Source organism: Streptomyces capparidis, from assembly GCF_054782095.1.
On the sequence record NZ_BAAGTD010000032.1, the window covers coordinates 37,408 to 50,130 of the forward strand.

General features: G+C 75.2%; 8 protein-coding genes and 1 pseudogene. 7 read left to right on the forward strand and 2 right to left on the reverse strand.

What is annotated here, in order from left to right:
- Positions 1-11: 11 nt before the first annotated feature.
- The 3 genes from ACYVO2_RS24080 to ACYVO2_RS24090 all read left to right on the forward strand — a co-directional run bounded on the left by ACYVO2_RS24080 (position 12) and on the right by ACYVO2_RS24090 (position 3,313).
- Positions 12-1,295, forward strand: coding sequence for an RNA polymerase sigma factor (locus tag ACYVO2_RS24080; RefSeq protein ID WP_461010043.1), 1,284 nt, complete (start codon positions 12-14; stop codon positions 1,293-1,295).
- A 171-nt stretch (positions 1,296-1,466) separates the two neighbouring features.
- Entirely contained in the window at positions 1,467-2,933 is a 1,467-nt protein-coding gene (locus ACYVO2_RS24085; protein ID WP_461010044.1) for a PP2C family protein-serine/threonine phosphatase, read from the forward strand.
- Positions 2,934-2,938: 5 nt separating this feature from the next.
- A complete protein-coding gene (locus tag ACYVO2_RS24090; RefSeq protein ID WP_461010045.1) occupies positions 2,939-3,313 on the forward strand; it encodes an STAS domain-containing protein in 375 nt (124 codons plus the stop codon).
- A 40-nt stretch (positions 3,314-3,353) separates the two neighbouring features.
- Here ACYVO2_RS24090 and ACYVO2_RS24095 read toward each other — a convergent pair.
- Positions 3,354-4,049 (reverse strand): annotated as a pseudogene (locus ACYVO2_RS24095) (ThuA domain-containing protein); the annotation flags it as partial.
- 1,289 nt (positions 4,050-5,338) lie between these two features.
- On the opposite strand from ACYVO2_RS24095, the gene ACYVO2_RS24100 reads away from it, so the two are divergent.
- The 4 genes from ACYVO2_RS24100 to ACYVO2_RS24115 all read left to right on the forward strand — a co-directional run bounded on the left by ACYVO2_RS24100 (position 5,339) and on the right by ACYVO2_RS24115 (position 11,326).
- Complete coding sequence (locus tag ACYVO2_RS24100) at positions 5,339-7,300, forward strand: glycoside hydrolase family 6 protein (protein ID WP_461010046.1); 1,962 nt, start codon at positions 5,339-5,341, stop codon at positions 7,298-7,300.
- Positions 7,301-7,393: 93 nt separating this feature from the next.
- A complete protein-coding gene (locus ACYVO2_RS24105; protein WP_461010047.1) occupies positions 7,394-10,027 on the forward strand; it encodes a glycoside hydrolase family 48 protein in 2,634 nt (877 codons plus the stop codon).
- A 118-nt stretch (positions 10,028-10,145) separates the two neighbouring features.
- On the forward strand, positions 10,146-10,883 hold the full coding sequence (locus ACYVO2_RS24110; protein WP_461010048.1) for a nucleoside/nucleotide kinase family protein: 738 nt from the start codon (positions 10,146-10,148) through the stop codon (positions 10,881-10,883).
- A gap of 62 nt (positions 10,884-10,945) precedes the next feature.
- Entirely contained in the window at positions 10,946-11,326 is a 381-nt protein-coding gene (locus ACYVO2_RS24115) for a VOC family protein (protein ID WP_461010049.1), read from the forward strand.
- Here ACYVO2_RS24115 and ACYVO2_RS24120 read toward each other — a convergent pair.
- Complete coding sequence (locus ACYVO2_RS24120; RefSeq protein WP_461010050.1) at positions 11,304-11,609, reverse strand: DUF1330 domain-containing protein; 306 nt, start codon at positions 11,607-11,609, stop codon at positions 11,304-11,306. The genes ACYVO2_RS24115 and ACYVO2_RS24120 overlap by 23 nt on opposite strands.
- Positions 11,610-12,723 lie beyond the last annotated feature (1,114 nt).

Sequence of the window (12,723 nt, forward strand, 5' to 3'; positions counted from 1 at the left end):
GAGGGCGAGGCGTGGTGGAGCCGGGAGCGGAGCGACCGGGCCCGCGGGGGCAGGCGGCCGTCAGGGAGGCCGTCGCCGCGGTGTACGCCGAGGAGTGGGGGCGGATCGTGGCCGCGCTGATCCGGACGACGGGCGACTGGGACCTCGCCGAGGAGTGCGCCCAGGACGCCTTCGCGCGGGCGTTGGAGCGCTGGCCGCGCGACGGCGTGCCGCACCGCCCCGGGGCCTGGCTCACCACGACCGCGCGCAACCGGGCCCTGGACCGGCTGCGCCGCACCGCGACCGAGGCCGCCAAGCTGCGGGAGGCGGCCTCGCTCGCGGCGCCCGCCGACGCCGCCGCGGACCCGCAGGACCCGGTGCCGGACGACCGGCTGCGGCTGATCTTCACCTGCTGCCACCCGGCGCTGCCCCTGCCCGCCCGGGTGGCGCTGACGCTGCGGACCCTCGCGGGGCTCAGCACCGCCGAGATCGCCCGCGCCTTCCTGGTGTCCGAGGGCACCATGGGGCAGCGCCTGACCCGGGCCAAGAACAAGATCCGCCACGCCGCCATCCCGTTCCGGGTGCCGCCCGCGCATCTGCTGCCGGAGCGCACCGCCGGGGTGCTCGGCGTGCTGTACCTGCTGTTCAACGAGGGGTACACGGCGGCGGGCGGCGACCCCGCGCGGCGGGGCCTGGCCGCCGAGGCGGTCCGGCTGGCCCGCGTCCTGGCCGCGCTGCTGCCGGACGCCCCGGAGGCGCGGGGGCTGCTGGCCCTGATGCTGCTGCACGACGCGCGGCGGGCCGCCCGCACCGGCCCGGACGGGGACCTGGTGCCGCTGGAGGAGCAGGACCGCTCCCGGTGGGACCGGGAGCGAATCGCCGAGGGCCTCGCCGTCCTGGACGACGCGCTGCTGCGCCGCCGGCCGGGCCCATACCAGATCCAGGCGGCCGTCGCCGCCTGCCACGCCGGCGCGGACGACGCGGCCGGCACCGACTGGGCGCAGATCGCCCTGCTGTACGGGGAGCTGGCCCGGGTGGCGCCGAGCCCGGTGGTCGAGCTGAACCGGGCGGTCGCCGTGGCCATGGCCGAAGGGCCCGCCGCGGGCCTGGCCCTGCTCGCCCCGCTCACCGAGGGCGGCGCGCTGGCCTCCTACCACCTGCTGCCCGCCACCCGGGCCGACCTGCTGCGCCGCCTCGGCCGCCGGGCGGAGGCGGCCGAGGCGTACCGCGCGGCGCTGGCCCTGGCCCCGACGGAGGCGGAGCGCCGCTTCCTGGCCCGCCGCCTGGCCGCCCTCCCACCGCCCGGCTCCGGCTGAGGCGCGACGGACCTCCGGGCGCCCGCGGGCCTCCCCGTCCGCGCCCGCCCCGGTCCGCCGGGCCCCGCCCGCGGGCCTGCCGGGTGGGCGGGTTCGCGGCGGCGCGCGCGGTGCGCTTAGGCTTCCCCGGTCCGTGCCGCACGGGGCGGCGGGCGGGAAGGAGGTCGGCCGGTGGCTCAGTGGACCACGGCCGCTGACCAGGGCGCCGGACGGCGGACCGGCGGCGCGCCCAGCGCGGCGGACAGGGCGGGGGCGGACGACGCGGAGGCGGCGCGGCTCGCCGCGGTGCGCCGTTACGACATCCTGGACACGCCTCCCGACGGCGCCTTCGACCGGGTGGCCTCGCTGGCCGCCCGCCTGTTCGACGTGCCGGTGGCGACCGTCACGATCGTGGACGAGAGCCGGATCTGGTTCAAGGCCGCCCGGGGCCTGGACGGCGTCAGGGAGCTGAGCCGCGACCCGGGCCTGTGCGCCTCGGCCGTGCTCCGCGACGAGGCGCTGGTGATACCCGACACGCTCCGCGACCCCGTCGCGGCGTCCAACCCGCTGGTCGCCGGGCCGCTGGGGGTGCGCTTCTACGCGGCGGCGCCGCTGATCACCTCCGACGGGCACCGCCTGGGCACGGTCAACATCCTCGACACCCGGCCCCGGTCGATCAGCGAGGAGGAGACCGCCGTCCTCGAGGACCTCGCCGGCATCGTGATGGACCAGTTGGAGCTGCGCCTGTCCGCGCTGCGCGCGGTGCGGCACGAGCAGCGGCGGCGCGCGGCCGAGAAACGGCACGCGGAGACGGAGCGGGAGCGGGCCGAGACCGAGCGGGCGGCGCGCGAGCGGGCCGAGCGGGACCAGGCCGCGATCGCCGCGTTCGCCTCCACCCTCCAGCGCACCCTGCTGCCCCCGGCGCTGCCCGCCATCCCCGGCCTGGAGCTGGCCTGCCACTACCGCACCGCGTCCGTGCACGACGTGGGCGGCGACTTCTACGACGTGTTCCCGCTGGACGGCGGGAGATGGGCGTTCTTCCTCGGCGACGTGTGCGGCAAGGGCGCCGAGGCGGCGACCGTCACCTCGCTGGTCCGCTACACGCTGCGCGCGGCGGCGCTGCTGCACTCGGACCCGCAGGCCGTGCTCGCCGCGCTGAACACGGCCCTGCTGGCGGACGTGTCGGCGGGCAGCCGGTTCTGCACGCTGGTCTTCGGCGTCCTGCACCCCAGGCCCTCGGGCGGCTTCGAGGTGACCGCGGCCTCCGGCGGCCACCCCCCGGCCTACCACCTGCGCCCAGAGGACGGGCGGGAGGAAGGACCGCCGCGCGTGGAGCCGGTGCGCGCCGACGGGGGCATGCTGGTGGGGGCGTTTCCCGAGGCGCACTTCGCCCGCGTGACGTGCACACTGGAGCCGGGCGACGCGCTGCTGCTGTACACGGACGGGCTGACCGAGGCCCGCACCGGGGACGGCGCCAGATTCGGCGACGAGGGCCTGACGGAGTTCCTCCGCGCCCGCCCGCCGGGCCCGGTGAGCGCCGACGCCCTGGTGGAGGACGGCGCCGCGCTGCTCGGCTCGCTGTGCGACGGCGCCGGAGACGACGTCGCGCTGCTGGCCATGTCCGTGCCCCCACTCCCTTCGACCGGTCAGGAGCGGTGAACCCGGTGTCCGACGAACTGCACCTCTCCGTGGGCCACACCCGCGGTTCCCTCGCCGTGGCCGCCGTGGCCGGCGACGTCACCCTGCACACCGCCCCCGCGCTGCGCTCCCGCGCCCTGGAGCTGATCGAGGAGGGGCGTGCCCACCTGGTGCTGGACCTGGGCGGCGTGGAGTTCTGCGACTCGGCCGGGCTGAGCGCCCTGATCGGCGTCTGGCACGCGGCCAGGAACGCGGGCGGCTCCCTGGTGCTGGCCGCGGTCCCGCAGCGGCTGTCCCGCATGCTGGCCCTGACCGGGGTGGACACCCTGCTGCCCGTCCACCCCACCGCGTCCCAGGCCCTGGCCGCGCACGGCGGGCCGGGGGACGCCGGGGACGGGTGAGGCGGCCCGCGGCGCCGGGCCCGGCGGGGCGTCAGCGGGCGGCTGCCGCCGCGCCCGTGGCGTAGGTGATGCCGCCGAGGAGGTGCTGCCGGAAGGCGGGCTCGGCGTAGGACTCCCTGGTGTGGCCCAGGCCGGTGTAGAACGCCCGGCCGCCCGCGTACCGCTGGTACCAGGCGATGGGGTGGTCCCCCATGGTGCCGCCGGTGTACGAGGACTCGTCCAGGGAGGCCAGCACGCGGACGCCGCCGGTGCCCCTGGGGTTGGCGCGGTAGTTGTACCACTCGTCGGTGCGGACCCAGGTGGCGCCGAGGTGCGCGGTGGCCGGGTGGCCGCGGTCCTCGACCCGCACCGTGGCCTGCTGGATCGCCGGGTGGGAGTGGAACCGGGCGCCGCACAGGCCGCCGTAGAACGGCCAGTCGTACTCGGTGTCCGCGGCGGCGTGCACCCCGACGTAGCCGCCGCCCGCCGCGATGTAGCCCTCGAAGGCGCGCTGCCGGCGCGCGTCGAGGACGTCGCCCGTGGTGGACAGGAACACCACGGCGGCGTAGCGGGCGAGGTTGCCGGGGGTGAAGGCGGCGGCGTCCTCGGTGGCGTCCACGGCGAAGCCGGCCCCGGCGCCGAGCTGCCGGACGGCGGCGATGCCGTCGGGGATGGAGTCGTGGCGGAAGCCCGCCGTCTTGGAGAAGACCAGCACCCGGCGGGCCCGCGGGGCGGCCGACGCGGGCACCGCCGCCATCGCGGCGAGGGGCAGGGCCCCGGCCGCCGCCTTGATCACGGAGCGGCGCGCGGGCGGAGCGGGACGTTTCCTGTGCACGGGAACCTCCGCGGAGTAACGGGTGTCCGACAGGGGCACAGGCACGCGCCACCGCGCCCGGGTTCGCCGCAGGGACACGGACGACACCGACAGGAGCCACCGCGTCCGGATGCGCAAATCGACCGTACCCACCCCACCCCGTCTTTGCCCAGCCCCCGACGTCGGGCCCCGGCCCGCCACTCCGGAACCCGGCGCCCACCCACCGCCCTCACCGGGTACGCGGGCACGGCGACCGGCCGCACCCTCCCGGGCCCCGGCGCACGCCCCGTACGGTGGCGTGGGCGACAGGGTCCCCGCCGGTCGGGGGCGTGCCACGCCACCTCGCCTGGGAGCGCTCCCAGGCGCGTCGCCCAACCCACCGGGGTATCGCCCCGAACCGCCACGAACCGCCCATACCACCGGCACCCCCGGCCGGACCGACCGTATCCAGCCGCCCCCTTCGCCCACGCTCCGTCAAGGCCGGGAAACGTCTCGGCCAGGCATCGTCGGCGGGTGCCGTCGCGATTGCCCGGATAGGCGAGCCATGAGCACCGCGCGATCTCCGCGGTTTCGAGGTTTGGCGATGGTCCCTGTTCATGTTGTTGCGGCTGCACTGTTGCCTGATGTCGGTTCGCGTGCGACTCGTGAAGTGACGGATCGACAGATTCCTTGATTCGCCAGCGCGTTGCCGTCCGGAAGCAGTCGCCCCGCTCCCCCGCCCCGAGCTGGCGGAACGCGCAGGTGAGGAAGTGGAGGAGGAGGCTCCGCACGGCGGTGGAGCCGTCCGCACGGCCGTCCCCGGCCCCCTCCGCCGCACTCCGCGCCCAGCCCCCGGCGGCCCTCCGGTCTCCGTCTGTCGAAGGCGCTGTTACGAATATGTGAATGAAGTCTTCCCGCCGCCCGGATGACCTGTTAGCGTCCATCGATGCATGGGAGCGCTCCCAAACGCCCGGTCATCGGCGGGCGTTTGGGAGCCGCAACGAAGAACGACCCGCAGGACTCCGTACTTCGCACCGCACCAGGCACCACCCCCCACAATCCGCGCACGGCGGCCCGCCGGCGACGGCGTCCCCTGCCGGGGCGCGCCGTCCGGGCTCGGCGCCGCCGTGTCCGGTCGCACCCCGGGGCGCCCCGCAGCGGGCCGCCTCCGAACGCTTCTTCCTCGGCGCTGCGCGCAGTGCGCACGGCGCCCGACTTCGGCCCGCACGGCCGGAAGATCGAAAGGGGTACCGATGCACCTCAAGAGACGGTGGCAGTCCGTGGTCGCCGCCTCGGCGCTGGTCGCCGGGTCCGCCATCACCGCGCTGGCGGGGCCGGCGGCTGCGCCCGCCGGCGCGGCCGGCAGTCTGGACAACCCGTATGTCGGCGCCAAGGCCTACGTGAACCCGGACTGGTCCGCCAAGGCCGCCGCCGAACCCGGCGGCTCCGCCATCGCCAACCAGCCGACGTTCGTGTGGATGGACCGCATCGCCGCGATCAACGGCGTGAACGGGGCCAAGGGCCTCAAGGCGCACCTGGACACGGCCAAGGCGCAGGGCGCCAACATGATCCAGGTCGTCATCTACGACCTGCCGGGCCGCGACTGCGCCGCGCTCGCGTCCGCCGGCGAGCTCAAGGCCCACGAGATCGACCGCTACAAGACCGAGTACATCGACCCGATCGTCAAGATCATGTCCGATCCGGCCTACGCGGACCTGCGCATCGTCAACCTCATCGAGCCGGACTCGCTGCCGAACCTGGTGACCAACGCGGGCAGCGAGGCCGGATCCACCGAGGCCTGCCGGACGATGAAGGCGAACGGCAACTACGTCAAGGGCGTCGGCTACGCGCTGAACAAGCTGGGCGACCTGCCGAACACCTACAACTACATCGACGCGGCCCACCACGGCTGGCTCGGCTGGGACACCAACTTCTCGCCGTTCGCGCAGCAGGCGAAGGAGGCGGCCACCGCCGAGGGCGCCACCGTGGACGACGTCACCGGGTTCATCACCAACACGGCGAACTACAGCGCGCTGCGCGAGCCGCACTTCTCGGTGACCGACTCGATCAACGGCACCACCGTGCGCCAGTCGAAGTGGCTGGACTGGAACATGTACGCGGACGAGCTGTCGTTCGCCCAGGCGCTGCGCAACGAGATGGTCAAGGCGGGCTTCCGCTCGAACATCGGCATGCTCATCGACACGGCCCGCAACGGCTGGGGCGGCCCGGACCGCCCGTCCGGCCCCGCGGCCAAGACCACCGTCGACGCGTACATCGACGGCAGCCGCGTCGACCGCCGCCTCCACCCCGGCAACTGGTGCAACCAGGTCGGCGCGGGCATCGGCGAGCGTCCCACCACGGCTCCCGAGCCGGGCATCGACGCCTATGTGTGGGCCAAGCCCCCGGGTGAGTCCGACGGCAGCAGCAAGCCCATCGACAACGATGAGGGCAAGGGCTTCGACCGGATGTGCGACCCCACCTACGAGGGCAACGCGCGCAACGGCTTCAACAAGCCCGGGGCGATGGACAACTCCCCGCTGGCCGGCCACTGGTTCTCCGCGCACTTCCGCATGCTGCTCGCCAACGCCTACCCGCCCATCGACGGCGGCGGCGGCCCCGGTGACGACACCACCGCCCCCAGCATCCCGTCCTCGCTGCGGGTGAGCGGGACCACGGCCTCCAGCGTCTCCCTGTCGTGGGGCGCGGCCACCGACAACGTCGGCGTGACCGGCTACGTCGTCTACCGCAACGGCACCCAGGTGGGCACCAGCACCACCACCTCGTTCACCGACAGCGGCCTGACCGCCTCGACGGCGTACACCTACACGGTCCGGGCCCGCGACGCCGCGGGGAACACCTCGGCCGCGTCGGCCGCCGTCACCGGCACCACCACCGCGGGCAACGGCGGGGGCAACGGGTGCACCGCCACCTACAAGGTGGACAACGACTGGGGCAGCGGCTTCACCGCCACCGTCACGGTCAGCAACACCGGCACCGCCAGGACCTCCGGCTGGACGGTCACCTGGACCTGGGCCGGCAACCAGCAGGTGAGCAACTCCTGGAACGGCACGGCCACCCAGTCCGGGAAGGTCGTGACCGCGAAGAACGCCGGTCACAACGGCGCGCTGAACACGGGCTCCAGCACCTCGTTCGGCTTCCAGGGCACCTACAGCGGCAGCAACGCCGCGCCGACGCCGACCTGCACCACGAGCTGATCGGCCGACCCCCCACCGCGGCGCCCGGTCCGCACGGGCCGGGCGCCGTGCACCACTCCCCCACGCCCCCCACGGCTCCAGAAGGAGTGCTCCATGTCCTCCGTCTCCCGCAGGCGGTTCGTCGCAGGGGTGGCCGGCGCGGCGACCGCGGTCACCGTCGGCACCCAACTGGCCCAGGCCGCGCCGGGCGCAGGCCGCGCGGCGACGCTGGCAGCGGACGATCCGTACGTCCAGCTCTTCCTGACCCAGTACAACAAGATCAAGGCCCCGGCGAACGGGTACTTCAGCCCGCAGGGCGTCCCCTACCACTCGGTGGAGACCCTGCTCGTCGAGGCGCCCGACCACGGGCACCAGACCACCTCCGAGGCGTTCAGCTACTGGCTGTGGCTGGAGGCCGTGTACGGCAGGGTGACCGGCGACTGGAAGCCGTTCAACGACGCGTGGGCGGCGACCGAGAAGTACATCATCCCCACCCGCGCCGACCAGCCCACGAACGACTCGTACAACCCGGCCAAGCCGGCGACGTACGCGCCGGAGTGGCCGGAGGTCAACAAGTACCCGAGCGCGCTCGACCCCGCGGTGGCGGTGGGCCAGGACCCGATCGCGAACGAGCTGAAGAACACCTACGGCACGTCCGACATCTACGGCATGCACTGGCTGCTGGACGTGGACAACGTCTACGGCTACGGCTGCACCCCGGGCACCGGCGGCCAGAACGGGCCGACCGCGCCCGGCCCGTCGTACATCAACACCTACCAGCGCGGCTCCGAGGAGTCGGTCTGGGAGACGGTGCCCCAGCCGAGCATCGACCTGTTCAAGCACGGCGGTCCCAACGGCTACCTGGACCTGTTCGTCAAGGACTCCTCGTACGCCCGGCAGTGGAAGTACACCAACGCGCCGGACGCGGACGCCCGCGCGGTGCAGGCGGCGTACTGGGCGTACCGGTGGGCGCAGGCGCAGGGCAAGCAGGCCGACATCTCCGCGACCGTGGCCAAGGCCGCGAAGATGGGCGACTACCTGCGCTACGCGCTGTTCGACAAGTACTTCAAGCGGGCCGGCGACTGCACCGACCCGCAGAGCTGCCCCGCCGGTTCGGGCCGCTCCTCCGCGCACTACCTGCTGAGCTGGTACTACGCGTGGGGCGGCGCGGCCGGGGGCAGCGGCGGCGGCTGGGCGTGGCGCATCGGCGGCAGCGCCTCGCACCAGGGCTACCAGAACGTGATGGCGGCGTGGGCGCTGTCCACGGTGCCCGCGCTGACGCCGAAGAGCCCGACGGCGCAGAGCGACTGGGCGACCAGCCTCAACCGGCAACTGGAGTTCACCCGGTGGCTCCAGTCGGCCGAGGGCGGGATCGCGGGCGGCGCGACCAACAGTTGGGACGGCCAGTACGGCAAGCCGCCCGCGGGCACGCCGACCTTCTACGGGATGGCCTACGACTGGCAGCCCGTCTACCACGACCCGCCGAGCAACAACTGGTTCGGCATGCAGGCGTGGGGCGTGGAGCGGGTCGCCGAGTACTACTACCTGACCGGCAATGCCACCGCGAAGGCGGTGCTGGACAAGTGGGTGCCGTGGGCCGCCAAGCACACCACGGCCGGGCCGAACGGCGAGTTCCGGGTCCCGTCCACCCTCAACTGGACCGGCCAGCCCGACACCTGGAACGCGAGCAGCCCGGGCGGCAACGCCAACCTGCACGTGACCGTCACCGAGTACGGGCAGGACGTCGGCGTGGGCTCCGCCCTGGCCAAGACGTTCCTGTACTACGCGGCGAAGGCGGAGAACACCGAGATCGCCACCCTGGCGAAGAACCTGCTGGACGCCATGGCGACGCACGCCGACGCCAAGGGCATCTCGGTGCCGGAGACCCGCGCGGACTACCGCCGGTTCAACGACCCGGTGTACATCCCGAGCGGCTGGACGGGGACGATGCCCAACGGCGACCGGGTCGCCTCGGGTTCCACCTTCTCCTCGATCCGCACCTTCTACCGCAGGGACCCGGCGTGGCCGCAGGTGCAGAGCTACCTGAGCGGCGGCTCCGCGCCCACGTTCACCTACCACCGGTTCTGGGCTCAGGCGGGCCTGGCGATCGCGTTCGGCGTGTACGCGGAGCTGTTCGGGGAGGACGGCGGGGGCGGTGACGACACCGAGGCGCCGACCGCGCCCGGCGGCCTGCGGGTCACCGCGACCACCGCGAACAGCGTGTCGCTGTCGTGGACGGCGTCCACCGACAACGTGGGCGTGGCCGGGTACCTGGTGTTCCGCGACGGCGCCCAGGTGGGCACGGCCACCGGCCTGACGTTCACCGACTCGGGCCTGACCGCGGAGACCCGGTACGCCTACACGGTGCGGGCGCGGGACGCGGCGGGGAACACCTCCGCGGACTCCGCGTCGGTGACGGCCACCACCTCCACCGGCGGCGGCACCGGCAGCCTCACCGCGGCGTACCGGGTGGACAACGACTGGGGCAGCGGCTTCACCGCCACGGTCACCGTCACCAACAACGGCACCCGGGCGGTGTCGGCGTGGACGGTCACCTGGGCGTGGGCGGGCAACCAGCGGGTCGCCAACGCGTGGAACGCCACGGTGACGCAGTCCGGCACGGCCGTCACCGCGCGGAACGCGGGCCACAACGGCACCATCGCCCCCGGCTCCAGCGTGTCGTTCGGCTTCCAGGGCACCTACAGCGGCACCAACGCCGCGCCCAGGCCGACCGTGACCGGCTCCTGACCCGACCGGCCGGCCACGGCGCCCGGGGGTCCGGCCCGCTCCCCACGGAGCGGGCCGGGCCCCCGCGGGCGTGTGCCCCCGCGGGGGCGCCGCCGCCGTCCACCGGGACACTGGCGGCATGGACATCGAGGAGCAGGACGCGCGCCGGCCGGGGACCGGGCGGGAGGTGCGGGACACCGGTGGCGCGGCGGGCGGCGGACCGTCCTTCGCGGAGCTGGTCGTGCGGGCGCGGCGGCTGGCCCGGGCGGCGGGGCGGCGGGCCGTCCTCGGGATCGCCGGGCCGCCGGGGGCGGGCAAGAGCACGCTGGCGCAGGCGTTGGTGCGAGCCCTGGACGACGGTGCGGGGCGGGTGGCGTACGTGCCCATGGACGGGTTCCACCTGGCGGACGCGGAGCTGGACCGGCTGGGGCGGCGGGACCGCAAGGGCGCCCCGGACACCTTCGACGCCGCCGGGTACGCGGCGCTGCTGGGGCGGCTGCGGGCGGGGCGGGACGAGGTGGTGTACGCGCCCGCGTTCGAGCGCGACCTGGAGCAGCCGGTCGCCGGGAGCATCCCGGTGCCCCGCTCGGTCCGGCTCGTCGTCACCGAGGGCAACTACCTGCTGCTGGAGGACGGCGACTGGGCGCGGGTGCGCGGGCAGTTGGACGAGGTGTGGTACTGCGACCTGCCGGAGGACGAGCGGGTCCGGCGCCTGGTGGCCCGGCACGAGCGGTTCGGCAAGGACCACGCCGCCGCGGTCGCCTGGACGCTGGGCCCAGACCGGCGCAACGCGGAGCTGATCGCCCGCACCCGCCACCGGGCCGACCTGGTGGTCACGGCCGACGGCCCGCCGGGGGCCGGGGCCGCGCGGGCTTGAGCGCCGGCCGCCTCGGGGCGCCCGGCCGCGGCGGGTCCGGGCGCGTGGTTCCATGAGCGCTCATGGGACCCGAGAACGCCGCCCCCGCCCGCTTCAAGGACCTCGCGCTCGACGCCCTCGACCACCAGGCCCTGGCCGACTGGTGGTGCGCGGCGATCGGCTACACCCGCAGGGCGGAGCCCGACGGCTCCCCGCGGCCACGGGAGTGGCCCGTCCCGATCGTCGACCCGGCCGGGGCGGGCCCGCTGATCTGGATCAACCCGGTGGCCGAGCCGAAGACCGTCAAGAACCGCATGCACCTGGACGTGTGGGGCGACCCCGACCGTCTGGTGGCCCTGGGCGCGAGGGTGGTCCGCCCCCGGGACGAGGACATCGACCGGCACGTCCTGGCCGACCCCGAGGGCAACGAGTTCTGCGTGTTCACCGGGCAGGGCGGGGAGTGACGAACTCGACCGGGTGGACGTCGGTGCGGGCGATCGCCGCGTCGCGCTCGTCGGCCAGGGCGGTCCTGCGCGGGTCGGCCATGAACCCGCCGTACCCGGCCCGGGAGGCGAACTCGATGAGCTGGATCTCGCTCGGGGCGCCCTCCGCGCCGTCGGTGCGGGCGCGCTGCACCACCCGGCCGCCGTGCTCACCCAGCAGGGCCAGCACCTTGTCCTCGTACGCGGCCAGCGCCCCGGCGGCCCCCGCCCTGGCCCACAGCAGCACACACAGTCGAACCGTCACGGCGCCCCACCCTACGGGGTCGTGGAGCGCGTGACGCTCCCCCGCGCGGTGACCCGGCACCACTGCCGCACCGGCGCGGCGGGACTTCCACCGGGAGCTCCGCCCCGGCGCGGGCCGCGGCGGATGCGGCCGGGAGAGGAGGGTGGCCGGGGAGGAGGAGTTGGCGGAAAGCCGGGGAGGGAGAGCCGGGGAAAGCGAGGGAGCGACGGGCCGGGGACGACGAACCGAAGGACACGCGGGTCGCGGCCCGGACACCGCCGGAAACGGGGCGGCCGGGGAGGGACGTTCGGGGTTGGCGAACCGGGGAACGGCGTGCCGAAGGGCAGGTGGGTCAGCCGCACGGCGGGCAGGATGCGCGGCAGCCGCGGGAAGGCGGCCCGCCCGGCTCCGCTCCCCCGCCGCCGGACGCCCCGCCGCACGGCGAGGACGGCCACGGCCGCCGCCGTCCCTCCGCCTCACACCTCGGGGCAGGGCCCCGGAGCCGGTCCGCCACCGGCACCGCCGCCCCCTGGCGGGCTCCGTGGGCGGCGGGCGCCGATGGCGGCGGACGTCGCCGGGCAGCGACAGGCGGCCGGCACCCGTAGGCGGGCAGCGAGCGGCCGGCGAGCGGTGGCGGACGGCCGCGGCAGGGATGGGCGGGTGGCACCCGCGGACGACTGGCGGCGGCAGACGGCCGGCGGCGGCGGACGGTGGACGCCGGTGGACGGCGGGCAGCGGGCGGCGATGGGCGCCGGTGGACGGTGAGCGTCGGCAGGTGGCGGGCGTCGGCAGGTGGCGGGCGGCGGCGGGCGTGGTCGGCGGCGATCGGTTGGTCGGCAGCGGGTGACAGTGGACCGTGGGCGACGCCGGATGGCAGGCGGCAGTGGGCGGCCGGTGGTGGGCGCGGGTGCCGGCAGGTGGGTGGTGGACGGAGGTGGCCCCCGCAGCGGGAGGGTGCGGCGGCCTGGTGCCCCTCCGCTCACCCACCACCCCTGATGGTGAATCAGTTCCCTGTCCGCCTGCGGTGGCGGTGGGCGACGACGGACGACCGCCGCCGCAGCGGCAGGGCGCGGCGCGCCCCAGCACCCTGACGGCCGATCACTTTCCCCTGTCCGCTTTGTTGACATGCTCAGGA